25 protein-coding genes and 3 pseudogenes are annotated in these 24,484 nt (G+C 62.4%); 11 read left to right on the top strand and 17 right to left on the bottom strand.

What is annotated here, in order from left to right; all coding sequences use genetic code 11:
• Positions 1 to 7: 7 nt before the first annotated feature.
• Positions 8 to 853 (top strand): AAA family ATPase, encoded by an 846-nt coding sequence (locus JFV30_RS04235; protein ID WP_003210690.1) that lies wholly within the window; start codon positions 8 to 10, stop codon positions 851 to 853.
• Between the two features lie 11 nt (positions 854 to 864).
• A pseudogene (locus tag JFV30_RS04230) lies at positions 865 to 2,042 on the top strand (vWA domain-containing protein).
• Between the two features lie 90 nt (positions 2,043 to 2,132).
• Here JFV30_RS04230 and JFV30_RS04225 read toward each other — a convergent pair.
• The 4 genes and pseudogenes from JFV30_RS04225 to JFV30_RS04210 form a co-directional block, all read right to left on the bottom strand.
• Positions 2,133 to 2,941: pseudogene (locus JFV30_RS04225) on the bottom strand (5-oxoprolinase subunit C family protein).
• 110 nt (positions 2,942 to 3,051) lie between these two features.
• Entirely contained in the window at positions 3,052 to 3,756 is a 705-nt protein-coding gene (gene pxpB / locus JFV30_RS04220; RefSeq protein WP_201122085.1) for a 5-oxoprolinase subunit PxpB, read from the bottom strand.
• Positions 3,753 to 4,496 (bottom strand): 5-oxoprolinase subunit PxpA, encoded by a 744-nt coding sequence (locus JFV30_RS04215; RefSeq protein ID WP_201122084.1) that lies wholly within the window; start codon positions 4,494 to 4,496, stop codon positions 3,753 to 3,755. Before JFV30_RS04215 ends, pxpB begins: the two co-directional genes overlap by 4 nt.
• Positions 4,497 to 4,566: 70 nt before the next feature.
• Positions 4,567 to 5,853 carry an MFS transporter gene (locus JFV30_RS04210; protein ID WP_010176520.1) on the bottom strand — a complete coding sequence of 429 codons (1,287 nt, stop codon included), beginning with the start codon at positions 5,851 to 5,853 and terminating at the stop codon, positions 4,567 to 4,569.
• A gap of 141 nt (positions 5,854 to 5,994) precedes the next feature.
• Here JFV30_RS04210 and JFV30_RS04205 point away from each other — a divergent pair, with 141 nt between their 5' ends.
• Positions 5,995 to 6,924, top strand: a complete 930-nt coding sequence (locus JFV30_RS04205; protein ID WP_201122082.1) for a LysR family transcriptional regulator — start codon at positions 5,995 to 5,997, stop codon at positions 6,922 to 6,924.
• Positions 6,925 to 6,930: 6 nt separating this feature from the next.
• Here JFV30_RS04205 and JFV30_RS04200 read toward each other — a convergent pair whose 3' ends face one another.
• The 3 genes from JFV30_RS04200 to JFV30_RS04190 are packed head-to-tail and all read right to left on the bottom strand — an operon-like array spanning position 6,931 to position 8,837.
• The gene (locus JFV30_RS04200) at positions 6,931 to 7,473 is read right to left on the bottom strand and encodes a DUF2937 family protein (RefSeq protein WP_003210684.1); all 543 of its coding nucleotides are present in this window, start codon (positions 7,471 to 7,473) and stop codon (positions 6,931 to 6,933) included.
• A gap of 11 nt (positions 7,474 to 7,484) precedes the next feature.
• Complete coding sequence (locus JFV30_RS04195) at positions 7,485 to 8,261, bottom strand: class II glutamine amidotransferase (RefSeq protein ID WP_010176522.1); 777 nt, start codon at positions 8,259 to 8,261, stop codon at positions 7,485 to 7,487.
• Positions 8,262 to 8,291: 30 nt separating this feature from the next.
• Positions 8,292 to 8,837: an MFS transporter gene (locus tag JFV30_RS04190; protein ID WP_201122080.1), complete on the bottom strand. Its 546-nt coding sequence runs from the start codon at positions 8,835 to 8,837 to the stop codon at positions 8,292 to 8,294.
• Between the two features lie 21 nt (positions 8,838 to 8,858).
• On the opposite strand from JFV30_RS04190, the gene JFV30_RS04185 reads away from it, so the two are divergent.
• Both JFV30_RS04185 and JFV30_RS04180 read left to right on the top strand, forming a co-directional pair.
• A complete protein-coding gene (locus tag JFV30_RS04185; protein ID WP_201122078.1) occupies positions 8,859 to 10,913 on the top strand; it encodes a S9 family peptidase in 2,055 nt (684 codons plus the stop codon).
• Between the two features lie 84 nt (positions 10,914 to 10,997).
• Positions 10,998 to 11,471, top strand: a complete 474-nt coding sequence (locus JFV30_RS04180) for a cyclic nucleotide-binding domain-containing protein (protein ID WP_010176525.1) — start codon at positions 10,998 to 11,000, stop codon at positions 11,469 to 11,471.
• Here the strand turns inward: JFV30_RS04180 and JFV30_RS04175 are convergent.
• Positions 11,468 to 11,755, bottom strand: a complete 288-nt coding sequence (locus JFV30_RS04175; protein WP_201122076.1) for a hypothetical protein — start codon at positions 11,753 to 11,755, stop codon at positions 11,468 to 11,470. The genes JFV30_RS04180 and JFV30_RS04175 overlap by 4 nt on opposite strands.
• A gap of 78 nt (positions 11,756 to 11,833) precedes the next feature.
• Here JFV30_RS04175 and JFV30_RS04170 point away from each other — a divergent pair, with 78 nt between their 5' ends.
• Positions 11,834 to 12,520: a spermidine synthase gene (locus JFV30_RS04170; RefSeq protein WP_003210678.1), complete on the top strand. Its 687-nt coding sequence runs from the start codon at positions 11,834 to 11,836 to the stop codon at positions 12,518 to 12,520.
• 47 nt (positions 12,521 to 12,567) lie between these two features.
• Here the strand turns inward: JFV30_RS04170 and JFV30_RS04165 are convergent.
• Positions 12,568 to 13,481, bottom strand: a pseudogene (locus JFV30_RS04165) (ParB/Srx family N-terminal domain-containing protein).
• Positions 13,482 to 13,629: 148 nt separating this feature from the next.
• Between JFV30_RS04165 and JFV30_RS04160 the strand changes: the two are divergent.
• From JFV30_RS04160 to JFV30_RS04150, 3 genes are all read left to right on the top strand, one after another.
• On the top strand, positions 13,630 to 14,004 hold the full coding sequence (locus JFV30_RS04160; RefSeq protein ID WP_003210675.1) for a YajD family HNH nuclease: 375 nt from the start codon (positions 13,630 to 13,632) through the stop codon (positions 14,002 to 14,004).
• A 234-nt stretch (positions 14,005 to 14,238) separates the two neighbouring features.
• On the top strand, positions 14,239 to 14,706 hold the full coding sequence (locus tag JFV30_RS04155) for an RNA methyltransferase (protein WP_003210674.1): 468 nt from the start codon (positions 14,239 to 14,241) through the stop codon (positions 14,704 to 14,706).
• Positions 14,707 to 14,775: 69 nt separating this feature from the next.
• Positions 14,776 to 15,126, top strand: a complete 351-nt coding sequence (locus tag JFV30_RS04150; protein ID WP_201122074.1) for a YgaP family membrane protein — start codon at positions 14,776 to 14,778, stop codon at positions 15,124 to 15,126.
• An 87-nt stretch (positions 15,127 to 15,213) separates the two neighbouring features.
• Here the strand turns inward: JFV30_RS04150 and JFV30_RS04145 are convergent, their stop codons facing one another.
• Both JFV30_RS04145 and JFV30_RS04140 read right to left on the bottom strand, forming a co-directional pair.
• Complete coding sequence (locus JFV30_RS04145) at positions 15,214 to 16,452, bottom strand: hypothetical protein (protein WP_201122072.1); 1,239 nt, start codon at positions 16,450 to 16,452, stop codon at positions 15,214 to 15,216.
• A gap of 12 nt (positions 16,453 to 16,464) precedes the next feature.
• The gene (locus JFV30_RS04140) at positions 16,465 to 16,914 is read right to left on the bottom strand and encodes a YcgN family cysteine cluster protein (RefSeq protein ID WP_010176530.1); all 450 of its coding nucleotides are present in this window, start codon (positions 16,912 to 16,914) and stop codon (positions 16,465 to 16,467) included.
• A gap of 153 nt (positions 16,915 to 17,067) precedes the next feature.
• Between JFV30_RS04140 and JFV30_RS04135 the strand changes: the two genes are divergently transcribed.
• A complete protein-coding gene (locus tag JFV30_RS04135; protein ID WP_201122070.1) occupies positions 17,068 to 17,661 on the top strand; it encodes a nitroreductase family protein in 594 nt (197 codons plus the stop codon).
• 35 nt (positions 17,662 to 17,696) lie between these two features.
• Here JFV30_RS04135 and JFV30_RS04130 read toward each other — a convergent pair whose 3' ends face one another.
• The 5 genes from JFV30_RS04130 to JFV30_RS04110 form a co-directional block, all read right to left on the bottom strand.
• Positions 17,697 to 18,629 carry a D-2-hydroxyacid dehydrogenase gene (locus JFV30_RS04130; RefSeq protein ID WP_010176533.1) on the bottom strand — a complete coding sequence of 311 codons (933 nt, stop codon included), beginning with the start codon at positions 18,627 to 18,629 and terminating at the stop codon, positions 17,697 to 17,699.
• Between the two features lie 117 nt (positions 18,630 to 18,746).
• Complete coding sequence (locus JFV30_RS04125; RefSeq protein ID WP_003210667.1) at positions 18,747 to 19,040, bottom strand: YcgL domain-containing protein; 294 nt, start codon at positions 19,038 to 19,040, stop codon at positions 18,747 to 18,749.
• Positions 19,037 to 20,170, bottom strand: coding sequence for a ribonuclease D (gene rnd / locus JFV30_RS04120; RefSeq protein ID WP_003210666.1), 1,134 nt, complete (start codon positions 20,168 to 20,170; stop codon positions 19,037 to 19,039). Before rnd ends, JFV30_RS04125 begins: the two co-directional genes overlap by 4 nt.
• A gap of 122 nt (positions 20,171 to 20,292) precedes the next feature.
• On the bottom strand, positions 20,293 to 20,943 hold the full coding sequence (locus JFV30_RS04115) for a class I SAM-dependent methyltransferase (RefSeq protein WP_201122068.1): 651 nt from the start codon (positions 20,941 to 20,943) through the stop codon (positions 20,293 to 20,295).
• Between the two features lie 143 nt (positions 20,944 to 21,086).
• Positions 21,087 to 22,460, bottom strand: a complete 1,374-nt coding sequence (locus JFV30_RS04110) for a glutamine synthetase family protein (protein WP_201122066.1) — start codon at positions 22,458 to 22,460, stop codon at positions 21,087 to 21,089.
• A gap of 387 nt (positions 22,461 to 22,847) precedes the next feature.
• Between JFV30_RS04110 and JFV30_RS04105 the strand changes: the two genes are divergently transcribed.
• The gene (locus JFV30_RS04105; RefSeq protein WP_169387338.1) at positions 22,848 to 23,624 is read left to right on the top strand and encodes a transporter substrate-binding domain-containing protein; all 777 of its coding nucleotides are present in this window, start codon (positions 22,848 to 22,850) and stop codon (positions 23,622 to 23,624) included.
• Here JFV30_RS04105 and cynR read toward each other — a convergent pair.
• Positions 23,599 to 24,465 carry a transcriptional regulator CynR gene (cynR, locus tag JFV30_RS04100; RefSeq protein ID WP_010176537.1) on the bottom strand — a complete coding sequence of 289 codons (867 nt, stop codon included), beginning with the start codon at positions 24,463 to 24,465 and terminating at the stop codon, positions 23,599 to 23,601. The genes JFV30_RS04105 and cynR overlap by 26 nt on opposite strands.
• Positions 24,466 to 24,484 lie beyond the last annotated feature (19 nt).

Below are 24,484 nucleotides of genomic sequence, written 5' to 3'. Positions count from 1 at the left end.
TTGATAGATGAAGTTCGAAGGCACCCAGGCCTACGTTGCCACCGATGACCTGAAACTGGCCGTCAACGCCGCCATCACGCTGGAGCGGCCGCTGCTGGTCAAGGGCGAACCGGGCACCGGCAAGACCATGCTCGCCGAGCAACTGGCCGAATCCTTTGGCGCCAAGCTGATCACCTGGCACATCAAGTCCACCACCAAGGCCCACCAAGGCCTCTACGAGTACGACGCGGTGAGCCGCCTGCGGGACTCGCAACTGGGCGTGGACAAGGTGCATGACGTTCGCAACTACCTGAAAAAGGGCAAGCTCTGGGAGGCTTTCGAGTCCGAGGAGCGGGTGATTCTGCTGATCGACGAAATCGACAAGGCCGACATCGAATTCCCCAACGACCTGCTGCAAGAACTCGACAAGATGGAGTTCTACGTCTACGAAATCGACGAGACCATCAAGGCCAAGAAGCGCCCGATCATCATCATTACCTCCAACAACGAAAAAGAGCTGCCGGACGCTTTCCTGCGCCGCTGCTTCTTCCACTACATCGCCTTCCCGGACCGCACCACCCTGCAAAAAATCGTCGACGTGCACTACCCGGACATCAAGAAAGACCTGGTCAGCGAAGCGCTGGACGTGTTCTTCGACGTGCGCAAGGTACCGGGCCTGAAGAAAAAACCGTCCACCTCCGAACTGGTGGACTGGCTCAAACTGCTGATGGCCGACAACATCGGCGAAGCGGTGCTGCGCGAGCGCGACCCCACCAAGGCCATCCCGCCCCTGGCAGGTGCCCTGGTGAAAAACGAGCAAGACGTGCAGTTGCTGGAACGCCTGGCGTTCATGAGCCGTCGCGGTAACCGATAAGGGCGATCGCCATGCTGCTCAACCTGTTCAATGAAATGCGTGCAGCCAAGGTGCCCGTCTCGGTGCGCGAGCTGCTGGACCTGATCAACGCGCTGAAACAGCGCGTGACCTTCGCCGACATGGACGAGTTCTACTACTTGGCCCGGGCGATCCTGGTGAAGGACGAACGGCATTTCGACAAATTCGACCGGGCCTTCGGCGCCTACTTCAATGGCCTGGAAAAACTCGACAATCACCTGCAGGCGCTGATCCCCGAAGACTGGCTGCGCAAGGAGTTCGAACGCTCGCTGACCGACGAGGAACGCGCGCAAATCCAGTCCCTTGGCGGGCTGGACAAGCTGATTGAAGAATTCAAGAAACGCCTGGAAGAACAGAAGGAACGCCACGCCGGCGGCAACAAGTGGATCGGCACCGGCGGCACCAGCCCGTTCGGCTCCGGCGGCTTCAACCCCGAAGGCATTCGCGTGGGTGATGCCGGCAAGCGCCAGGGCAAGGCGGTCAAGGTCTGGGACCAGCGTGAGTACAAGAACCTCGATGACTCGGTGGAGCTGGGCACGCGCAACATCAAGATCGCCCTGCGCCGCCTGCGCAAGTTCGCGCGCCAGGGTGCGGCGGAAGAGCTCGACATCGACGGCACCATCGACCATACGGCGCGCGATGCCGGGTTGCTGAATATCCAGATGCGCCCGGAGCGGCGCAACACCATCAAGCTGCTGTTGCTGTTCGACATCGGCGGCTCGATGGATGCCCATGTGAAGACCTGCGAAGAGCTGTTCTCCGCGTGCAAGACCGAGTTCAAGCACCTGAGTACTTCTACTTCCACAACTTCATTTATGAATCGGTGTGGAAGAACAACATGCGCCGGGGTTCGGAACGTACCTCGACCCAGGACTTGCTGCACAAGTACGGCGCCGACTACAAAGTGATCTTTATCGGCGATGCGGCCATGGCGCCGTATGAAATCACCCAGGCCGGCGGCAGCGTCGAGCACTGGAACGAAGAACCCGGGTACGTGTGGATGCAGCGGTTCATGGAGAAGTACAAGAAGCTGATCTGGATTAATCCGTATCCAAAAGATACCTGGGGCTATACCGCGTCCACCGGGATTGTCCGGGACTTGATCGAGGACCAGATGTTTCCGTTGACGTTGCGGGGGCTTGAGGAAGGGATGCGCTTTCTTTCCAAATAGGCGGAGCACTCACTGACGCCATCGCAGGCAAGCCAGCTCCCACAGGGAAATGCATTCCAAATTGTGGGAGCTGGCTTGCCTGCGATGCTTTTAGCGGTCCATAAAGCGGCGCAAATACTCCACCTGCTGCCGATGTGCCGTCTCCTGCACCACCGGCGCCAACCGCACTTTCTCCCCGGGCAAACACTGCGCCAGCCGCGCCAACGCCAATGGCGTCAACGCGCCCAATCGTGGGTAGCCGCCAATGGTCTGCCGATCATTGAGCAACACGATCGGCTGCCCGTCCGGCGGCACCTGGATCGCGCCCAGCGGTATGCCTTCCGAGATCAGCGACGGCCCTGGTACTGCAACGGCGTGCCCAGCAAGCGCATGCCCATGCGATCGGCGCGGCTGTCGAGGGTCCACTCGCTGTTGAACACATCAAACAGACTCTGCCCGCCAAACTGGCCAATCTGTGCCCCGAGGATCACCTCCAGTGGCGCCTTCGCGTCCAGTTTCGGCAACTGCCCGGCGGACAACTCCCGCATTGCACCGCCCGTGCCTGAATACGTCAGCTGCGCACCTTCCGCCAGCGCCCGGCCAAAACCATCCAGCCCGCCCAGTTCCTCACGCCCCACCGTGGCGCAACTGCCCAGCACCTGCGGCGCATCAAACCCGCCCGGCGCGGCCAGGTAAGCCCGCGCACCACTGAAGGGTTGGGTAAAACGCAAACGCTGGCCTTTTTGCAGAATAAAGCTGCGCCCCGGGCTGATGGCGCGCTCATCGACATAAGCGCCCAGGTCCGCCCCGGCCAGCGCCAGCAGGCAATAGCCCTCGGCCTGTACCGTAAAGCCGCCCAGGGTGATTTCCACCACCGGCGCGTCCAGGGCATTGCCCAGCAACCAATTGGCCCACGACATTGATACCCAATCCAGCGCACCGCCCTGGGTTACGCCCAAATGCCTTACGCCAAAGCGTCCGGCGTCCTGCAACAGGCACAGCGGTGTGCTGGCCTCGATCATCAAGCGGCTCATGCCTGCGCCTCCAACGGCGTGTCATCGCCACCCAGGTGGATGAATTCGCTGTGGCTGACGGCTTCGTACCGCACGGTGTCCCCCGGCTGCATCAGGCTGTAGCCGTCGCGCTCGCGGTCAAACAGCTTGGCCGGCGTGCGGCCGATCAGGTTCCAGCCGCCCGGCGATACCACCGGATAGGCCGCCGTCTGCCGCTCGGCGATCCCCACGCTGCCGGCCGCTACTCGCTTGCGTGGCGTGTTGAGGCGTGGCGTGGCGAGCTGTTCATCCACCAGCCCCATAAAGGCAAACCCCGGGGCGAAGCCCAAGGCGAACACCTGGTACTCGTGCTGGCTGTGGCGACGAATCACCTCCTCCACCGCCAGGCCACTGCGCTGCGCGAGCAACGTCAGCTCGGGGCCGACACTCAGGTCATACCAAACCGGCAACACATGGCATTGCCCGCTGCCCTTGGGCTCTGGCTGCAATTCCTCAAGCGCCTGATCGATCAACGCCCGGGCCTGGCCCGGGTCCAGCGCCAACAGGTCGTAGTGCACCATCAGGGTCGTGTAGGACGGCACCAGGTCCACCAGCGCAGGGCCAAACCCTTCCCTCAGCCGCCGTGTGGCGGCGAGCATCCAGGGCATGTTGTCTTCGGCGATCACATCAAACAGGCGCACCATCAGGCAGTCGATGGCCACTACTTCAATCCGTGACTTCATGCTGGGTTCAACGCCGCGCGGATGCGCTGCACGGCGGCCACCGAGCTGGCGTTATCGCCATGCACACACAAGGTATTGGCCTGCAGATGTAACGGGCTGCCGTCGCTGGCGACCAGGTGCTCACCGCGAGCGATGATCAGGGCTTGCTGGATGATCTTTTCCGGATCGTGGTGCACCGCGCCCGGCAACTGGCGGGAGACCAGATGGCCGGCGCTGTCGTAGGCCCGGTCAGCGAACGCTTCGAACCACAGGGTCACGCCATATTCGTCACCCAGGGCCTGGGCGGAGCTGTTGTCGCGCGTGGCCATCAGCATCAAGGGCAGGCTGGCATCGTAGGCCGCCACGGCCTGGATCACTGCGCGCAATTGGGCCGGCTTGGCCATCATGTCGTTGTACATCGCGCCATGGGGTTTGACGTAGCTGACACGCCCGCCCTGGGCCCGGCAAATGCCGTCGAGGGCACCGATCTGGTAGTGCAACAGGTCCTGGATTTCCTGCGGGGTGTAGGCCATCGAGCGGCGGCCGAAACCCTGCAAATCCTGGTACGCCGGGTGCGCACCCACCTGCACGCCATGCTGGAAGGCCAGGCTGACGGTCTTGCGCATGATGCTCGGGTCGCCGGCGTGGAAGCCGCAGGCAACGTTGGCGCAATCAATGAACGGCATGACCTCGGCGTCCAGACCCAAGGTCCAGTTGCCAAAGCTTTCGCCGATGTCGCAGTTCAATAGCAGGCGGCTCACGGTGAGGGCTCCTGTAGTCTTTATATTTTTCTAGTGTGGGACCTTTCTTCAAGATCCCGCAACGTTCAGGTTACTGTGCTTCAAGCTGCTTGCCACGGGTTTCCGGCAGGCTCAGCGCCGCCAGGATCACCACGCCGTAGGACACCGCCGCAAACCCGCCAATGCCCATGCTCAGGGGCACCTTCTGGCTCAACAGGCCAATCAGCAGTGGGAAGAACGCCGCGAGTGCCCGGCCGATGTTGTAGCAAAAACCCTGGCCAGAACCACGAATCCGTGTGGGAAACAGCTCGGTGAGAAACGCGCCCATGCCGCTGAAAATTCCGGAGGCAAAGAAGCCCAGGGGGAAACCCAGCCACAGCATGACCTGGTTGCTGACCTGCAATTGGGTGTAGAGCACGACGATGATGAAGGAGCCCACGGCGAACAAAATAAAGTTCTTTTTGCGCCCGAGCAGGTCCGTCATGTAGGCACTGATCACATAACCCACGTAGGAACCCACGATCACCATGGCCAGATAACCGCCGGTACCGAGGACACTTAAGCCCCGTTCGTTCTTCAGAAAGGTCGGCAGCCACGACGTGATGGCGTAATACCCGCCCAGCGCGCCGGTGGTCAGCAGCGAAGCGCGAAGCGTGGTGCTGAGCATGCCGGGGGCGAAAATCTCGTAGAACTTCGCCGGGTTGCTCGGTGCTTCCTTCGCTTTGGCCTGGCGATAAATCTCCGGGTCCTTGACCAGGCGCCGCACAAAAATCACGAAGATCGCCGGCAGCAGGCCCAACATGAACAGCGCGCGCCAGGCGTCTTCCGGGGGCAACCAGGAGTACAACAGTGCATAAAGAATCGCCGTGATGCCCCAGCCCAGTGCCCAGCCGGACTGCACCATGCCCACCGCCTTGCCGCGGTCCTTGGCGCGAATCACCTCGCCCATCAGCACGGCGCCGGCGGTCCATTCGCCGCCAAAACCAAAGCCCATCAAGGTACGCGCCACCAGCAACTGCTCGTAGCTTTGCGCCAGGCCACACAGGAAGGTGAACACCGCAAACCACAGCACCGTCAGTTGCAGGGTGAGCACCCGGCCAATGCGGTCCGACAGGATGCCGGCAATCCAGCCGCCCAGCGCCGAGGCGATCAGGGTGCTGGTGTGGATCAGGCCTGCCTGGCCGGTGGTAATGCCCCACATCGCAATCAGTGTCGGGACCACAAAGCTGAGCATTTGGGTGTCCATGCCGTCCAGGCCGTAACCGATCTTGCAGCTCCAGAACGTACGGCGCTCCTGCTGGTTGATATTGCGGTACCAGTCAAACGGTCCGGCGCGGCGTTCGGGCTTGGCCACCTCCAGGGTATCGGGCGCACTCATGGCGGATCTCCACGTGAATATTATTGGTATTGTTCTGGGCCCCTACGACGCTTATCGTGAGACGAGCCGATTTTTGGCGTGCGACCCCTGCTGCGTCCAACTAATAAAAACCGCCCCAATGCATAAGAAAAAGTTGATCCCATGAATTTGAAGTTCCTTGAAACCTTCGTCTGGGTGGCCAAGCTCAAGAGCTTTCGCCTCACCGCCGAAAAGCTCTTCACCACCCAGGCGTCGATTTCCAGCCGCATCGCGGTGCTGGAAAGTGAACTGGGGGTGAAGCTGTTCCTGCGCGATTCCCGCGGCGTGAGCCTGACCCCGGAAGGGGTGAAGGTGCTGGATTACGCCGAGCAGATGATGGCCACCATGCAAGGGCTGAAGCAGTCCCTGGAAACCACCAGCAGCCAGGTTGGACGGATCCGCATCGGGGTGATGGACACGGTGATCCACACCTGGCTCAGCCCGCTGGTGGCCGAGTTGATGGAGCGCTTTCCGCGGGTGGAGATCGAACTGGTGGCCGACACCTCGTTCAACCTCATCGATCAACTGCAAAAAGGCTTTCTGGACCTGATCCTGCAAACCGACCTGCTGCGCCAGGAAACCCTGCGCAGCCTGGAACTGGCCAGCCACCCCATGGGCTGGATCGTCGCCAGCGACTCGATCCACAACCGCAACTACGCCTCCCTCGCCGAACTGGCCCAGGAACGCATCATCACCTACTCGAAAAACTCCTGCCCGCACCAGGACGTGCTCAGCCTGATGCAAGCCAACGGCGTGGCTGCGCCCAGGATGAACTGCGTGAATTCGGTGTCGGCGATTACCCGTTTGCTGCGCGACGGGTTCGGGATTGGCGCGTTGCCGCCGGTGCTGGTCAGGGAAGAGTTGGCGCGGGGCGAAATGACCCTGCTGGCCATGGCACAACGCCCGCCGAACCTGCAGGTGGTGGTGTCGTGGCGGGTCGGGGTGGAGTTGGTGGAGGAAATCGTGGCGCTGTGCCAGATCGTGGTGGGGCGGTATGCGCAGAAGGTCGGCGAGGGTTTGATGGTGCTGAGCAAACCCTCGGCCGGACCGTAACCGGTCCTACAACCCTTTCAGGTCCCGCTCTTCAATCGGCCGGCTCTGGCGCAGGCGCTTGCCGCCCAACACCACCCAGTCGATCAGGCGGAACAGGCATTCGATGCCAAACGACAACAGCATCGCGCCACCCAGGCCCCAGCCCATGGCTTCCGGGGTCAGCAGCAGCATGTAGCTGTAGCCGTTCCAGGTTTCCTGGCGAATCGCCGGGTCGGCGGCCACGGCCACTTGCAGCGCGCGGATGTACCACGGGCCTTGCATCGCCTGGAATTGCTTATCCAGCGCTACCTGACGGTCGAGCAAGGTCCCCAGGCTGTTGGCATCGCTGCGAAACACCGGGTCGTCGCTGGCACGGTAATGAGCCACCAGCGCCTGCAAGTCACCGTTGAAGAACTGCTGCGCCGTGGCATCGAAGCCGCGCAGGCCGGTCTGGGCCTCGATCAAATGGGCTTCGACGCGCTTGGCGTAGTCGCTGATAAACCCCGGCACCTGCACACCCACCAGCAGGCCCACGGCAAACAGCACCAGTCGCAAATAGCTGAGCAACATATTCGGCGTCCTTACTCGGTTGTACCTTGGGAGACGCATTCACCGCGTCGCCACAGGCTCCACTGGCCCGGTTCGTAGCGGGTCCAGGTCTCGTTTTCGGTCAGGGGTTCGGTGGCGATCACCGTGACCACGTCGTTTGGCGTGGTTTCGGCCTGAAAATCGACGATCACGTCGACATCTTTCAACCGCGCAGGGCCAAACGGCGCACGCCGGGTGATCTGTGCCAGTTTGGTGGAGCAATAGCAGAACAGCCAGTCACCGTCGCTCAGCAGGCAGTTGAACACGCCCTTGCTGCGGTATTCGCTGCAGGCGGCAATCAGGTCGGGCAGCACCTGTTCGATGTCCACCGGCTCCGGGAAGGCTTCACGGACGCGGTTGAGCAAATCGCAGAATGCCGCTTCGCTATCGGTATCGCCCACCGGGCGGTAGAACGTGGCGCGGGGATTGAAGTCCGCCAGTTGGCCGTTATGGGCGAAACACCAGTTGCGGCCCCACAGTTCACGCACAAACGGGTGGGTATTGGACAGGCACACCTTGCCGACATTGGCCTGGCGGATATGGCCAATCACCACTTCGCTCTTGATGGGATAACGCTGCACCAGCAGCGCGACTTCCGATTCGCTGCTGGCCGCCGGGTCCTGGAACAACCGCAGGCCGCGGCCCTCGTAGAAGGCGATGCCCCAACCGTCGCGGTGGGGGCCGGTACGTCCACCGCGCTGCATCAGCCCGGTAAAGCTGAAGACGATATCGGTCGGTACGTTGGCACTCATGCCCAATAATTCACACATGCCAGGCTTCTCGATACAGGGCGTACAACGTTAAAGACGCGGTTCGACCCGCATACCGCTGACAGGGGCAGGACGACCGTAGCGCTCATCGGCGAACGGTTCGTCGTCATCCGGCTCGGCGGCAGCGGCTGCCGCAGCGGCGGCCTTCTGCTCACGGCGGGTCCTGGCGGCACGTTCGATGGGCCAGCGAATCAGCACAAATACCAGGTACACGCCGAACGCGATCATGGAATACATGAACAGATCGGAGATCGCCCGCCAGGCGTTGTTGCCGACCTTCAGCACCAGGTCCAGGGCGGTAATGGCCACGGCCGGGGCGAACTGGGTCTTCACCGGGTCGACAATGGTCGGGCTGAACAGCAGCACCGCCATCAGCAACCGCAGCGGCTCGCGCAGCCAGCGCCACATCCAGCGGGTCATGGCAAACCACACCAACAGGCAACCCAGGGCTGCGAAGGCGTAGAGGCCCCAAGCGATCAGATAGTCGTTCTCGGTCATGGTGTCCATGGCAAGGTAGGCAAACAGGCCGCTATGATAACGGCTTTTCAGTGCCGAGGCTGCAATGCCGTCGGCCAACCGCCAGACAGAGAGTGATCCATGCCCCCAGCGACCCACATCACTGCCGCCCCGATCGCCCGCAAGGCCCCAGGCACCGACCCGTACGCCTGGCTGCAAGAGCGCGACAGCGCCGAGGTGCTCGATTACCTCAAGGCGGAAAATGCCTGGCAAGAAGCAGAATTGTCCGACCAGCAGGCCCTGCGCGAAACCCTGTTCGACGAGATCAAGGGCCGCATCCTCGAAACCGACCTGTCCCTGCCCTCGCCCTGGGGCCCGTACCTGTATTACACCCGCACCACCGCCGGCGACGAGTACGCCCGCCACTACCGGTGCCCGCGCCCGGCAGATGACAGCCAACAGGTCGACGAAAGTGCAGAAGAGTTGCTGCTGGACCCGAACGCATTGGCCAACGGCGGCTTTTTCTCCCTCGGCGCGTTCAGCATCAGCCCGGACCACCAGCGCCTGGCCTACAGCCTGGACACCAGCGGCGAAGAGATCTACACCCTCTACGTGAAGGAATTGTCCACCGGCAAGGTCAGCGAACTCGAGTTTGAAGACTGCGACGGCAGCATGACCTGGGCCAACGACAGCCTGACCCTGTTCTTCAGCGAACTGGACGACACCCACCGCCCGCACAAACTGTATCGCTATCGCCTGGACGGCACTGCCGCCGAGGAAGTGTTCCACGAGCCTGACGGCCGTTTCTTCCTGCACTGCTATCGCTCAAGCTCCGAGCGCCAGTTGCTGCTGGCCCTGGGCAGCAAGACCACCAGCGAAATCTGGGCCCTGGATGCCGATCGGCCGCAGCAGGCGTTTACCTGCATGGCGCCACGGGTCGAAGGCCATGAATACGACGTCGACCACGGCAAGCTGGACGACCAGTGGACCTGGTTTATCCGCAGCAACCGCGACGGCATCAACTTCGCCCTGTTCCAGGCCGCCGACACTGGAAGCGTGCCGACCCAGGACGACTGGCAGAACCTGATCCCCCACGACGACGCGGTGATGCTCGATGGCGTGAGCCTTAATGCCCGGGCGATGACCCTGAGCCTGCGCATCGGCGGCCTGCCGATCATCGAAGTTCACCCCCAAGGCCAGGCCGCCTATCGGGTGGAACTGCCGGACGCGGCCTACAGCCTCTACGTGCAAAACAGCCTGGAATTTGTCAGCGACAAGATCCGCCTGCGCTATGAAGCGCTGAACCGCCCGGCGCAGGTCCGTCAGCTGGAGCTGGCCAGCGGCGCGCAACAGGTGCTCAAGGAAACCCCGGTGCTGGGCGTGTTCAACGCCGACGACTACGTCAGCCAGCGGCTGTGGGCGACGTCGGCCGATGGCACCCAGGTGCCCATCAGCCTTGTAGTGCGGCGCGACCAGTTGGGCAAGCCGACGCCGTTGTACCTGTATGGCTACGGCGCTTACGGCCACAGCCTCGACCCGTGGTTCTCCCATGCGCGCCTGAGCCTGCTGGACCGCGGCGTGGCCTTTGCCATCGCGCATGTACGTGGCGGCGGCGAGCTGGGCGAAGCCTGGTACCGCGCCGGCAAGCAGGAGCACAAGCAAAACACCTTCAGCGACTTTATCGCCTGTGCCGAACACCTGATCGCCCAGGGCCTGACCACCTCCAAGCAACTGGCCATCAGCGGTGGCAGCGCCGGCGGCCTGTTGATCGGCGCGGTGCTCAATCAGCGCCCGGAGCTGTTCCAGGCGGCGATTGCCGAAGTGCCGTTCGTCGATGTGCTCAACACCATGCTCGACCCGGAACTGCCGCTGACCATCACCGAGTACGACGAATGGGGCAACCCTGAGGAGCCCGAGGTGTATGCGCGAATCAAGGCCTACGCGCCGTACGAAAACGTCAGCGCCCAGGCCTACCCGGCCACACTGGTGATCGCCGGCTACAACGACAGCCGCGTGCAATATTGGGAAGCCGCCAAGTGGGTAGCCAGGCTGCGGGACACCAAGACCGACGATAACCTGCTGCTGCTCAAGACCGAGCTGGGCGCTGGCCATGGCGGCATGAGTGGTCGTTACCAGGGATTACGTGACGTAGCACTCGAATATGGATTTGTTTTCAAGGCGCTGGGGCTGATTTAAGGAACTCCGCTCGGCGGGCGGGTCTGAACACCTGACCGCCGGGCGCGCGCCCTGCACGATTTATGGACAAAGACTGTAAGCCTCATGCCAGAACCGACCTTACTCAATAACGAAATCCGCGACATGCTGATGGACTGCGGGCTCTTCGACCCGCTGCTACCGGAAGACTTCCATGTGGCGGCGGGCTATTTCAACATCAGCAGCATCGCCCGGGACGAGGTGATTTTCCTCGAGGGCGACGCCGGCACCTTCATGTGCATCATCCACTCAGGCCAGGTGGCCGTGCAGAAAACCAACCATGAAGGCCAGCGGCTGACCATCGCCACCTTGCGCAGCGGGCGGGCCTTTGGCGAGATGGCGGTGCTGGATGGCGAGCGCCGTTCCGCCAGCTGTGTGGCGGCCAGCGATTGCGTGCTGTTGAACCTGGGCAAGGATTCCCTGGAAAAAATGCTCAACGATGCACCGAAAATCGCGGCCAAGATCATTCGTGCGATTGCGATCGCCCTGTCCAAGCGCCTGCGCATGGCGGATGGGCAATTGCTGTCCCAGCAGTTTTAACCGCCCGGGGTCTTGGGCTTGATGTCGTTTTGCTGCAAGCCGGGGATCGTCTGGTCCTTCGGCGGCGTCGGCAACACGATCGGTGCCAGCATCGGTTCCCCACCGCCGGAAACCTTTGGCGTCGCCGGCGGCGTGACTTGCGGATAAGGTGTGGGCGTTGCAGTACCCGGCGAACCCGCAGTGGGCGCGGGGGTGATCGGCACGGTTTGCGACTCCTGGGCCCCGGCCGCACCGCTAAGGGTGAGCGCGCCCCATACAATGACCGTTAGAATGCTGCACTTCATCGATGGCTCCATGGCCTGACCGTAAAGTCGTAAGGCTACTCCCAACCGCGCAAGAATGCCCTTCCCAATGAGATTTCCATGAAACGTTTCGTTCTGCTGGACACCACTCCGATCCCCGACAACGGCGGTGCCTTGTGCCTGTTCGAATACGGTGAGGATTTTGTCATCAAGATTCAGGGCGGTGACGGTGGCCAGTTGATGAACACGCGCATGCACGGCTCCGAGGATGCACTGGCGGAGATTCCGTGCCGCAAGGTCGCCGGACGGCCCGGTTCCCGGGTGTTGATTGGCGGCCTGGGCATGGGCTTTACGCTGGCGGCGGCGCTCAAGCACTTGGGCAAGACCGCCGAAGTGGTGGTCGCCGAACTGGTGCCCGGCGTGGTGGAGTGGAATCGCGGCCCGCTGGGTGAAAAGTCCGGCCGCCCGCTGCTGGACCCGCGCACCGTGATCCGCCTGGAAGACGTGGCCAAGGTGCTGCAGGCCGAGCCCCAGGGCTTTGACGCGATCATGCTGGACGTCGACAACGGCCCCGAAGGCCTGACGCAAAAAGCCAACAGTTGGCTGTATTCCGCCGGTGGCCTCAGCGCCTGCGCCAAGGCCCTGCGGCCCAAGGGCGTGCTGGCGGTGTGGTCGGCCAGCGCCGACAAGCAGTTCAGCGACAAACTGCGCAAGGCCGGCTTCAAGGCCGAAGAAGTGCAGGTGTTTGCCCATGGAAACAAAGGCACCCGGCATACCATCTGGATCGCCGAGAAGCTCAAGGGCTGAAGCAGCCGACTGAACAGAGGCGGCACAAGGCCGCCCTTAACGGTTCGTCACTTACTTCTGCTGTCGATAACGTAGGGCACTTTCTTCTTGAACGTATCGTTCAGTTCCTTGCGGTTAAGTGACGTAAAGCCGCCCAACTGCTGAGCGCTGAAGCCGCTGCCCCCACCGGCGCATCGGGCGCCAGGCTGACCATGCGTTTGGCCAGCGCCTCGATAGCGTCCTCATACCCGCCTTGCTTGTTCAGGTTGAACGCGCCGAGGTCAATCTGCGTGCGCAGCCAGCCGCCCCAATAGAATTCCAGGAACTCCGGCACCACCGCGCCGGAGTTCGGCTTGCCGTAGGAAGCCTTGCGTGAGAAGTACACCAGGCTGCGGAACCTATCGTCGCCGAGGTCCTTGAAACCCAGGTGTGCCGGTATCTGCTCAGGGCTGATGGTTTTTCCCTGGCCGTCCTTGAGCCAGACCTTGCGCGCCTGCTCCATCCGTTTCCAGAACGTCGCCTGGTCCGGGCTGTCGCTGAAGTTATCGGTGACCCGCACCCACATTTTCAGCGTGGCACCCGCACCGGGCTGTTCCCACAAGGTACTGAAGCTGTGATGGCCGTCAGTGAGGTACAGCTGGCCTGCGGGGCCGACCACCACGGTTTTCATGTCTGCCGGGTGAGTGCCCACCGGGTCCTTGCAGGTGAAACTGTCGGGCTTATGCAAATCGGCGCCTTTGGGCACTGTGTCTGCTCCGCCCTGGCCGTTGGTCTCACAGTATTCGTCGAACACCTTCTTGGGAGACTCGGCAAACACCCCCAGCTTGTAGTGGATCTGGTCAAAACCGATGACCGCCTGGGCCGGATGGAGTTGCTCCAGCGCCACCTCGATCACCTGGCCGGGCTGGGGCGTGGAAAGCGCCTGGACGTGAACGCTGACGGCGCATAACAGCAATGCCCACCACCATGAATGCATCCGCATGAGTACCGCTCCTTTGAATTCAGTTCGCCGATACTACAAACATTCCCTGGCACCTGCGTGTACTGCGGCGGAAAAAGCCGGAGGTTTATTACCCCGCAAGCAGCTAGAATCAACGCTATCCGTGATCCACTAAAAGACAGGAGCCATGATGAGCTCGACCAACCCGCCCTCCCACACCGCCAAGCTGGACCGTATCCTTGCCGATGCCCAGCGCGACCGGGAAATGGGCTATCGCGACAAAGCCCTGAAGATGTACCCCCATGTGTGCGGCCGCTGCGCCCGTGAATTCGCCGGCAAGCGCCTGAGCGAACTGACCGTGCACCATCGCAACCATAATCATGACGACAACCCCCAGGACGGCTCCAACTGGGAGTTGCTGTGCCTGTATTGCCACGACAACGAACACTCGCGGTATACCGACCAGCAGTATTTCGGCGAAGGCTCCACCAGCAGCCCGACGATTGCCAAGGCGACGCACAACCCGTTTGCGGCACTGGCCGGGTTGATGAAGAAAGACGACTGAAGCGATGTGATGGGCGACTTGCTGTGGAAGGAGGCTGGTGTGGGAGGAGGCTTGCTGTGGCGAGGGAGCTTGCTCCCGCTGGGCTGCGTAGCGGCCCCACGTTTTTTGGGAGCGCTTCGCACTCCAGCGGGAGCAAGCTCCCTCGCCACAGTGTTGCACCCCATGCCGTTCAAACCGACCGCCTTTCGAGCAATCCCCGTATAATCGCCGTTTTTCTCGAAGGCACCCTCTCCCGTGGGCAATAAACGCTACAGCTGCATCGGTCTGTATAACCCCAAATCCCCCGAAAACGTCGGTTCGGTGATGCGCGCCGCCGGCTGCTACGGCGTGGCCTCGGTGTTCTACACCGGCAAGCGTTACGAGCGGGCCCGGGACTTTATTACCGATACCAAGAAGGTCCACCACGACATTCCACTGATCGGCATCGACGACCTGAAAAAGATCCTGCCCCTGGGCTGCATCCCGGTCGCCGTCGAGCTGGTGGAAGGCGCCCGCCCTCTCCCCGAGTACACCCACCCGGACCGCGCGCTGTATATCTTCGGGCCGGAAGACGGCTCCCTGGACAAAGAGATTCGCGACTGGTGTGAAGACGTGATCTACATCCCGACCACCGGTTGCATGAACCTCGCCGCCACCGTCAACGTGGTGCTTTACGACCGCCTGGCCAAGGGCAACAACACCCGTTCGGGTCCCAAGTACTGATTTTTTGGGAACGTCCGCGGCCTGTGTGCAGTCAGTTGCATATCAATAAGCCCTTGTTGGAGACAGATCATGAGCGACAGCAAAACCCTGCGACCCGTTATCCGGTCTACACCGTTGGAGCGCCAACCCACACAAAACGTCCAGGGCTGGGAACGCATCGGCTCCCTGGCGGGTGGCGTGGTGATGATGGGCAAAGGCCTGCGCCGTGGCGGCTTTTTCGGTTTGATTCAGATGGCGATTGGTGGCGTTGCATTGGCGCGCGGCATCAGCGGGCACAGCTCGGCGAAAGAGTTGCTGGAGCGCAGTCGCCAGGAAATGAACACCGTGCGCACGAAGATTGAACGCGCCGGTGAGGAACTGAAAAACCTCAAGACCAAGGCTGAAGTGGCGGCTGAGAAAGCCAGTAAAACCACTGGCTGAACCCGATCCCGATCCTGTAGGAGCCCGGCTTGCCGGCGATGGCGTCCTCAAGGACCTCATCGCCGGCAAGCCGGGCTCCTACAGGGATCAGTGCAGCAGCTTGCTGTCGAGCACCACCGACGACTCGCCGATAATGCTCTCCCCCAGCTGCACAAACTCCTTTGTGCTGATGCTGTTCAAGCGCATCACCGCCTGGGTCAAATCATCCAGCGAACGCTTGTTGTGGGTTTTCACACGAATCTCGCGGTCCAGTTCCTGCAATAACACCACCGCTCGCGCCACCGTCGCGCTGTTGGCGTGCTCGACCCGCAGGCTCGTCACGTCCTTGCCGTCCTTGGTCAGACGGGCCTGTATCGCGGCGTAACGGTCGTCACTGATACCGCCAGCGCGGCGCATCAGTTCAATGGCGTAATACTGCGCCAAGCCTTCGCTGATCCAGTCGCTGCCCTCATGGTCATTGAACCGGCCGATGGCCTGCACCACTTCACGGATCAACGGGCTGCTCCCGTTTTCGCTGACCAGCGGTGTGCGGCTGTTGAGGTAGATGGAATCGCGCGCCGCGAATGCGCCGCGCCGCATGGGATCGCTGGCGCCCACCACCAGCAGTTTTGCCGGATGCCTCGGGAACGCTGCTTGCACCTGAGGCCAGACAAACGTCAGCAAGGTCAGCACATCCATGCGGTGCATGCCCTGCCCTTTGGGCGAAGCCACAGTGATTTCGGTTTCGCCCAAGCGCATCCTGCGGCTGCCCAGATTGCCGGCGAGCATCCAGCCGGTGGGCCGGTCAAACAGGCGGGAAACGTTGTCGATGCGGAATTTGTTCTTGCCGATGCGCGGCCATGACGTCTCGACGCTTTTCCAGCCGGCAGGCAGTTCAAACACCAGGCGCGACACCAGTTCAATGCCGTCCTGTTGATCCAGGCGTGCAGTGGGCACCAGGTCTTCACCCCGAAACAGCGCCCAGCTCGGCGTCATGCGTGCTTCGTAAATCCCCTTCTTGCGCGCATGGGTCAGGCGGACACGGTAGGTCAGGCTGGCCTTGTCGGCGCTGGGCTGCCACAGGCCTCGGCTGTCACCCGGCGTATTGCCCGGCAGCACTTGCCACTGGCCATCGGCCTTGAAGTCGCTGTAGTCGCCGTCGCGGCCCAGGTCGAAGTTGAGGCTGCGCACCGCCGAGCCCTGGGACAGGCTCAGACGTACTTCAGCCTGATCACTTTGGGGCAGCAGCTTGACGTGATAGTCCAGGTCAACTTTCTTCGCCGCCCACGCCGACGCGCTCAATGCCAACAACAGCAGGCTTGCGGCCAGCCTGGCTCCAACCGTCATACACACTCCTTTTCAACCGGCGCGAAAAATCAGGTAATCCTCCCAGTCATCCTCGGGCACGCTGCCTTCGCTGAGCATGCGCCCGGACTGGGAAATGCGTTCCTGGTGCACGGCGTCGCGGTCACCGCAGACCAGATGGTGCCAGAGCGGCAAGTCCTTGCGCTCGCTGACCAGCCGGTAACCGCAGGTGGGCGGCAGCCATTTGAACTGGTCGGCCTGGCCCGGGGTGAGCTGGATGCAATCGGGCACCGAGTCGCGACGGTTGGGGTAATCGGTGCACTGGCAGGTTTTCAGGTCCAGCAGTTTGCAGGCAATGCGCGTGTAATAGACGCTGTTGTCGTCTTCATCCTCGAGCTTTTGCAGGCAGCACAGGCCGCAGCCGTCGCACAACGACTCCCACTCATCCTGGTCGAGTTGTTCGAGGGTTTTGCGGATCCAGAAAGGTTCGACTTTGGCGGCCATGGCTCTACATCGGTATCGGTATGTTAAAAGGCCGCCAGTCTAGTGCCCATGGCCCCCGGGGCCAAGCGCTTACGACTGCCGGTAGAACAAGACTTGTCAGCCCGTCGGCGGCGAAGTAGTTTTGAACCCCGGTTTTTCATCAGGATCAGCCCAATGAGCAGCAACCCACGCGTCGCCGACTACCCGATCCACCCGCAATTCACCGACCGCTGGTCGCCGCGCGCCTTTACCGGCGAAAGCATCCCGGTAGACACCCTGCTGAGCTTCTTCGAAGCCGCCCGCTGGTCACCCTCGGCCTACAACTCGCAGCCGTGGCGCTTCCTCTACGCGCGCCGTGACACACCAAACTGGGAACGTTTCCTGGGCCTGCTGAACGAATTCAACCGTGGCTGGGCGCAGCATGCGTCGGCCCTGGTGATCGTGGCGTCGAAGACCGACTTCCAGGTACCCGGCGCCGCCGAGGAAACCCCGGCCCTGTGGCACACCTTTGACACCGGCTCCGCCTGGGGCCACCTGGCGCTGCAAGCCAGCCTCAGCGGCTGGCACACCCACGGCATGGCCGGTTTCGACCAGGAGCTGACCCGCAAGGAACTCAAGGTGCCAGAGGGCTATGCCCTGCACGCGGCCGTGGCGATTGGCAAACTGGGCGACAAATCGACCCTGGCCGATTACCTGCAAGCCCGGGAAACCCCAAGCCCGCGCAAGCCGTTGAGCGAGCTGGTATCGGAAGGCGATTTCAACGTGTAAGACCTCACCAGGAGCGAGCGCGCTCGCTCCTGATGTTAATACCCGCGCTCGAAACTCACTTCCCCGCGCAATGCTTCCTGCGCCTGATACGCGCGCAAATTCTCGACAAACAACTGCACCATCATCCCCGGTGAGGTCGGCGCGGAACTGTGCCCGGTCAACAGCAAGCCCCAGGCGGTCCAGAACGGATGACGCTGTGGCAATGGCTCCTGACGGCACACGTCGATCACCGCACCCGCCAGATGCCCTTCCTTCAAGGCCTCCACCAGGTCCGCATCGACCACCGCCACACCGCGCCCGACGTTGATAAACAACCCGGTCGGCTTGAACTGCTTGAACAGCGCGGCATCGTACAAATCATGGGTGTTCGGGGTGTTGGGCAGCAGGTTGACCACGTAGTCCACCTCGCCTACCAGCCGTGGCAGCTCTTCAAGCGCGGCGACTTCGATAAAAGGCGCCTGCTCACGGGCTTCGCTGGCGATGCCGTACAACTCCACGCCAAACGGCAACAGGAACTGCGCAACGCTGCGGCCGATATCGCCGGTGCCGACGATCAGCACCTTGCGCCCCGCCAGGCTCTGGCCCATGCGGTTGTCCCATTTGCGCTCGACCTGGCTGACCAGCCGCGCCAGCACTTCACGCTCGTGGCCGAGCATGTAGGTGAGCACGTATTCGGCCATCACCTGGCCAAAAATGCCCACGGCGCGGGTCAGGCGGTAATCCCGCGGCAGGCCCTCAGCCAACAGTGGGGTGATGCCCGCCCAGGTCGATTGCAACCATTGAGGCTGATGGCCCTGGCGCAGCAAGGTCGCCAACAGATCCGGCTGGCCCAGCCACACCGGGCAATCCGCCGCCAGACGCGACAGTTCAGCGGAATCGCCGCTGGTCATGACCTCAAGGTCCGGCGCCGCTTCGCGCAGCAGCCGGGCGTACAGCGGGTGATCGTGTTCAGCAATCAGAACGCGCATGGTTCAAACCTTTCAAAAACACTGCAGGCGGCCGCCGGTCCAGTTCACTGTCCGTTGCTGCCACCGCCAAAAATTGAATTCCATTGATGAATGTGCCCCGGACGGGGCACTGACCGATCACATCGGGTCATTACGTCGCAGCAGCTCTTCGGGCAAGTGTTCGATGTACTCGTCCTCGGCCGGCGGCATTTGCAGGTGGTAGCCCTGCTTTTCGAGGTTTTCCAGGACCACGGTGATGTCCTCGCGGGACAGCTTGCGCTCCGGGCTCAGCACCAGGTCAAAGGCGTGGTGCGGCTTGCCGAAGGCGGCCAGCAGACTTTCCGGCACGCGCTCCAGTGCATCGCTTTTCAGCACGTAGAGGTACATCTCGTTTCGTTTGAGGCTGCGATAGATGGAGCAAATACGTTTCAAGGCTGTTCTCCGGCAGTGGCCAGGCTGTCCAGCAGCGCCTGGCCCATCAATTCGCGGCGCCAGCCACGCAGCGAATCTGGCAATTGGTAAGGCCCCTCGGGGTAGCCACTCTTGACCAGGGCTTCGAGGGTTTTCTTGCGCAGCATCAGTTCCGGCGCCATGTCCAGGCGTTCAGCCTCGGCCTGGCCCAGGGCGCGCAGTTGCTTGATCAGCGTGGCGGCGTCCACCGGCAACGGCTCGGCAACCGCTGGCGGCCATTGGTCCATTGGTACGCTGCCGGCACGCTTGATCAGGCCCAGCAGGAACTCGCCGTCCTGGCGCACGGTGCGCGGGTGCATGTCTTCGATCTTGCCCAGCGCGGCGAGGTTATCCGGCTGGGATTTGGCCAGGGGCCATAACGAGTGTTCACGAATGATACGGTTGCGCGGCAGGTCACGGGCACGGGCTTGCTGCTCGCGCCAGGCGCACAGTTCGCGCAACACGGCGAGCTGGGCACGGGACAGTTTCCAGGCCAGCTTGGCGTCGCGGTAGACCTCGTACGGGTCGACTTCGCGGCGCAGGTTGGCCACCAGCTCGGCGCCGTCTTCCAGGACCCAGGCGTACTTGTCGTCGGAAAGTTTCGGGCGCAGGCGTGTGTAGACTTCCGCCAAGTGCACCGCGTCTTCGGCGGCGTAGCTGATTTGCGTCTCGGACAATGGCCGCTGCAGCCAGTCCGAGCGGGTTTCGCCCTTGGGCAACTCGATATCGAGGACGGCTTGCACCAAACGCGAATAGCCCATGGAGAAACCGAGGTTCAGGTACGCAGCCGCCAGTTGGGTGTCGAACAGTGGCACCGGCAGGCTGCCGGTCAGGCGCAGCAACACTTCCAGGTCTTCGCTGCAGGCGTGTACCACCTTGATCACCGCCGGGTTTTCCAGCAAGGCGGCCAAGGGTTGCCAGTTGTCGATGGTCAGGGGATCGATCAGGTAAGCGCGAACGCCATCACCAATCTGGATCAGCCCGGCAATGGGATAAAAAGTGTCGACCCGCATGAATTCGGTGTCGAGGGCGACGAATGGCAACTGCTGCCATTCGGCGCAGTGCTGGCCGAGGCTATCGTTGTCGCAGATCCAGTGAATATCGATGGCCACACGGCTCTCCCTTGAAGAATGGCGCGCAGTATATATCGCGAAAGGGAGTTGCGAGCATTCGCAGCACAGCATCCGCCATGAAAACTCCTATAGGATCTGAAGAATAGTCCGACGGGCGGGACTTATCCTCTCTTACGCAGGACGTAAACCCGCCACATGGCCGAGCCGGGCATGAATTCCTGTTGGTTGAGGACCTTGAAACCGGCCTGGCGAAACTCCGCTTCCACCTGCGTCCGGTGGCTGGCAACCGCCGCCAGGGCGGGCTGCATCGCCCGATAACCGCTGTCGCTGTTGACCGAGACAATCACCGTGTCGCGGCTCACCCGATGAAATTCACCGAGCAGGGCCAGGCGCCCTTCTGCCGTCGGCACATGGCGAAACAACTCCAGGCAGAAAATGCAGTCCACCGCGTTGGCCGACAGGCCGATGGAAAAGGCCGAGCCCTGGAAGGTCTTGATCCGCTTGAGCAAGCCCGGCGCATGGTGGGTACGGGCGTGGTCGAGCATGTCCTGGGAGTTGTCCGACGCGAGGATCACCCGGTTGCTGTGCTCGGCCAGCACCGGCCAGAAGCGCCCCGAGCCGCAGGCCAGGTCGAGGATCAGCCCCGGTTCGCCGGCGATTTTCAGCGCACGGCGTACCAGTCGCTCATCGCGCCACAGCGCCAGGCGCCGCAGCAACTTGGGCGGGCGCGTGTCAGCGCAGACCCGGGCATGCTCCTGGCCTGCACGTTCGGCAAATTCAATCTCGATGGAAGACGGCAGTTGCGACGGCATCACACGACTCTGTTAATGGATCAGACATCCGCAGCTTAACCACCGTCTCGTGAAAAAAGGTCGAAGGATTGTTTACCGCGCATGCAGGGCCAGTATCCGGCGCCCAGCCTGTCTGTTAACTGTCTGTGATCAAGGCTTCATCTTCAGGCCGGGTGCAAATACCAGCGCCAGTCCTGCTCCCCCACTTCGCCCATGAACTGGCGATACTCGGCCCGCTTGACCGCCAGGTACACACCGAGAAATTCACCACCAAAGGCTTCCCGGGCCCAGGACGAGCCTTCGAGGGCGCGCAAGGTAGTCAACCAATCGGTGGGCAGTAATTCCTTGGCCTGGGCGTAACCGTTGCCCTCCACCGGCGCGCCGGGATCGCGCTGTTCGCGGATGCCCCGGTGAATACCCGCCAGGATCGCCGCCGCCGCAAGGTAAGGGTTGGCGTCGGCGCCGCAGATTCGGTGTTCGATATGCCGGGAAAACGCCGGCCCGCCCGGTACGCGCAGGGTCACCGTGCGGTTGTCCACGCCCCAGGTGGCGGCCAGCGGCGCGTAGCTGTTGGTCTGGAAGCGTCGGTAGGAGTTGGCGTTCGGGCAGAACATCAGCAACGAGTCGAGCAAGGTGCTGAGCATGCCCCCCACCGCCTGGCGCAACAGCGGCGTGCCGTCGGGTGCTTCGCTGGCAAACAGGTTATTGCCGTCGCGGTCTGCGAGGCTGACGTGCATGTGCATGCCGGTGCCGGCCAGGTCATCGAACGGCTTGGCCATGAAACACGCGGTCATCCCGTGCTTGTGGGCCACGCCCTTGACCAGGCGCTTGTAACGTACCGCTTCGTCCATGGCTTGCAGGGCGTCGCTGCGGTGCTCCAGGGTGATTTCCACCTGGCCCGGGGCGTATTCGGAAATCGCCGTGCGCGCCGGAATGCCCTGGAGTTTGCAGGCGCTGTAGAGGTCGGCAAGGAACGGTTCGATCTGCTCCAGTTCCCGCAGGCCGTAGACCTGGGTCGAGCGTGGGCGCCCCCCATCGACATCCCGCGCCGGTTGCGGACGGCCGTTGCTGTCGGGTTTCTGGTCGAGCAAATAAAACTCCAGCTCCGCCGCCATCACCGGGTAATAGCCGTCGGCCTTGAGGTCCTCGATCACCTTGGCCAGCAAGTGCCGCGGGTCGGCCACGGTGGCGGGCATGCCTTCGGTGGGGTGCATGCTGACCTGCACCGCCGCCGTCGGGATCAGGCGCCACGGCATGCGCTGCAAACTGCCGCTGACCGGGTAGGCGCGGCAGTCGATATCGCCCACTTCCCAGACCAGCCCGGAGTTCTCCACGTCGTCGCCATTGATGGTCAGGCCCAGGATCGTACTCGGCAGCGGCCGGCCACTTTCATAGACCGCCAGCAGCTCATCGCGGTGCAGCAACTTGCCCCGGGGCACTCCGTTGTTGTCGAGGATGAACAGCTCGAACATCTCGATATCCGGGTTCTGGTCCAGAAAGGATTGGGCTTCGTGCAGGGTGGCAAAGGGCGTGCTCATGGGCATTCTCATACGTTCGCGTCAGGCAGGCGCGCGGGCGCTGCCGGGCAGATGCGTGGGGCATCCGGTTGGGCAAATCAACGGGTGAGAAAGGCGTCCGGTGGGCGCGCGTGACGGCAGTGCCAGAGTGCCCAGAAGGCGAGTTCGGAAGGGAGTGCATCAGCGGTGATTCGACGACGGTCCGGACGGCTGGACGCGGTGGCGCCTGGCGATGTCTCAGGGTGTGTGTCGGGGGAACCGTCCATGCGGAAGTCACAGTAAAGAGATGCCGAACAGCCTCACACGCGAGGTTAAGCCGTTAAATCCAGTCTTGACGGAGTTTGGTTGTGCCGTGGCTAAACATTTGCAAATAATGGCGGCCCTGCTCATGCCCAAGGACCCGACCGCATGAAAGCTTTGCTGACCCTTTCCCTGCTGGCCGGCCTGTCCGCCCAGGCCCTGGCTGACAGCCCCGCATCGCGCCTGGATGAAGTGCTCCAGCGCGGTGAAATGACCGTCTGCACCACCGGTGACTACAAGCCCTACAGCTATTTGCGCCCGGACGGCAGCTACGAAGGCATCGACATCGCCATGGCCCAGTCGCTGGCCAAAAGCCTTGGCGTGCAAGTGAAATGGGTGCCCACCACCTGGAAAACCCTGATGCCGGACTTCCTGGCCCAGCGCTGTGATATTGCCCTCGGCGGTATTTCGGTGTCGCTGGAGCGGCAGAAGAAGGCATTTTTCAGCCAGCCCCTGGGCGTCGACGGCAAGATCCCGCTGGTGCGTTGCGCCGATGTGCAGCGCTATCAGACCGTGGAGCAAATCAATCAGCCGCAGGTGCGGGTGATCGAGCCTTCAGGCGGTACCAACGAAGTATTTGCGCGGGCGCATCTGGGCAAGGCGCAACTGACACTGTTCCCGGACAACGTGACGATTTTTGAAGAGCTGTTGGCCAACAAGGCCGACGTGATGATCACCGACGCCAGCGAGGCCCGGTATCAGCAAAAGCTCAAGCCGGGGCTGTGTGCGGTAAACCCCGAGCGCTACATGCAGTACAGCGAGAAGGCGTTCTTGCTGCCTCGGGATGATGTGGCGTGGAAGAGCTACGTGGACCAGTGGCTGCACTTGAGTACGGTGACGGGCGTGTATGACGGCATCATCAACCAGTGGCTGGCTGCGCCCTGACCAGTTCGACAAACGCCCGGCACGCCGCGCTGCGATAGCCTCCCTTGCGACTGAGCAGCGCCGCCGTGCGTTGCGGCAACGCCGGGCTTAACGGCACCGCCTGCAAGCCCGCCTGCACCTGGGCAATCGCGCTGGGCAGGATGGTCGCCAACTGAGTGCTCCGTACGATTTCAATAATCGCACTGATGGAATTGGCCTCCATGGCGATCAGGGGTTTTACCGCCTGGCTACGAAAATACTCATCGATATAGCGGCGCGTGGCGAACCCTGAGTTCAGCAGCACCCACGGCTGCTGAAGCCACTGCTGGCGGTTCAACTCCGGATGGCCGGCACTCACCACCACGCTCAACGCCTCGACAAACACCCCTTCACACTCGATATCCGGCAAATGCTCGCCGGTAAAACCAATGCCGATATCCAGCAAGTCTTCCGTGAGCGCCGCCTCCATGCGGTCTTGCGTCAGTTCCTCGACGCTGACCGTTATCCCCGGGTACAGACGGTTGAACCGCGCCAGCAACGGCCCGATCAGGTACGCGGTAAACGTCGGCGTCATCGCCAGGCGCAGGCTGCCGCGGCTCAGGTCCTGCACGTCGTGCATGGCCCGGGTGCCGGCCTGCAGATCCTGCAAGGCCAGGCGCGCAAAACGCACATAGGCCTCGCCCGCATCGGTCAGGCTGACGCTCCGGCCGGAGCGATCCAGCAGTGGCGCGCCAAGAGTGTCTTCCAGTTGCCTGATCTGCTGCGACAAGGTCGGCTGCGACACATGCAGCGCCTCCGCCGCCCGGGTGAAATTTCGGTGCTCGGCAACGGCCAACAGGTAGCGGATATGACGCAGCAACATGAAGGGCGCTCCAACTATA

The sequence above is a fragment of the Pseudomonas sp. TH32 genome (assembly GCF_016650855.1).
Classification (GTDB): Bacteria; Pseudomonadota; Gammaproteobacteria; order Pseudomonadales; family Pseudomonadaceae; genus Aquipseudomonas.
This window is presented reverse-complemented; position numbering and strand designations above follow the sequence as displayed.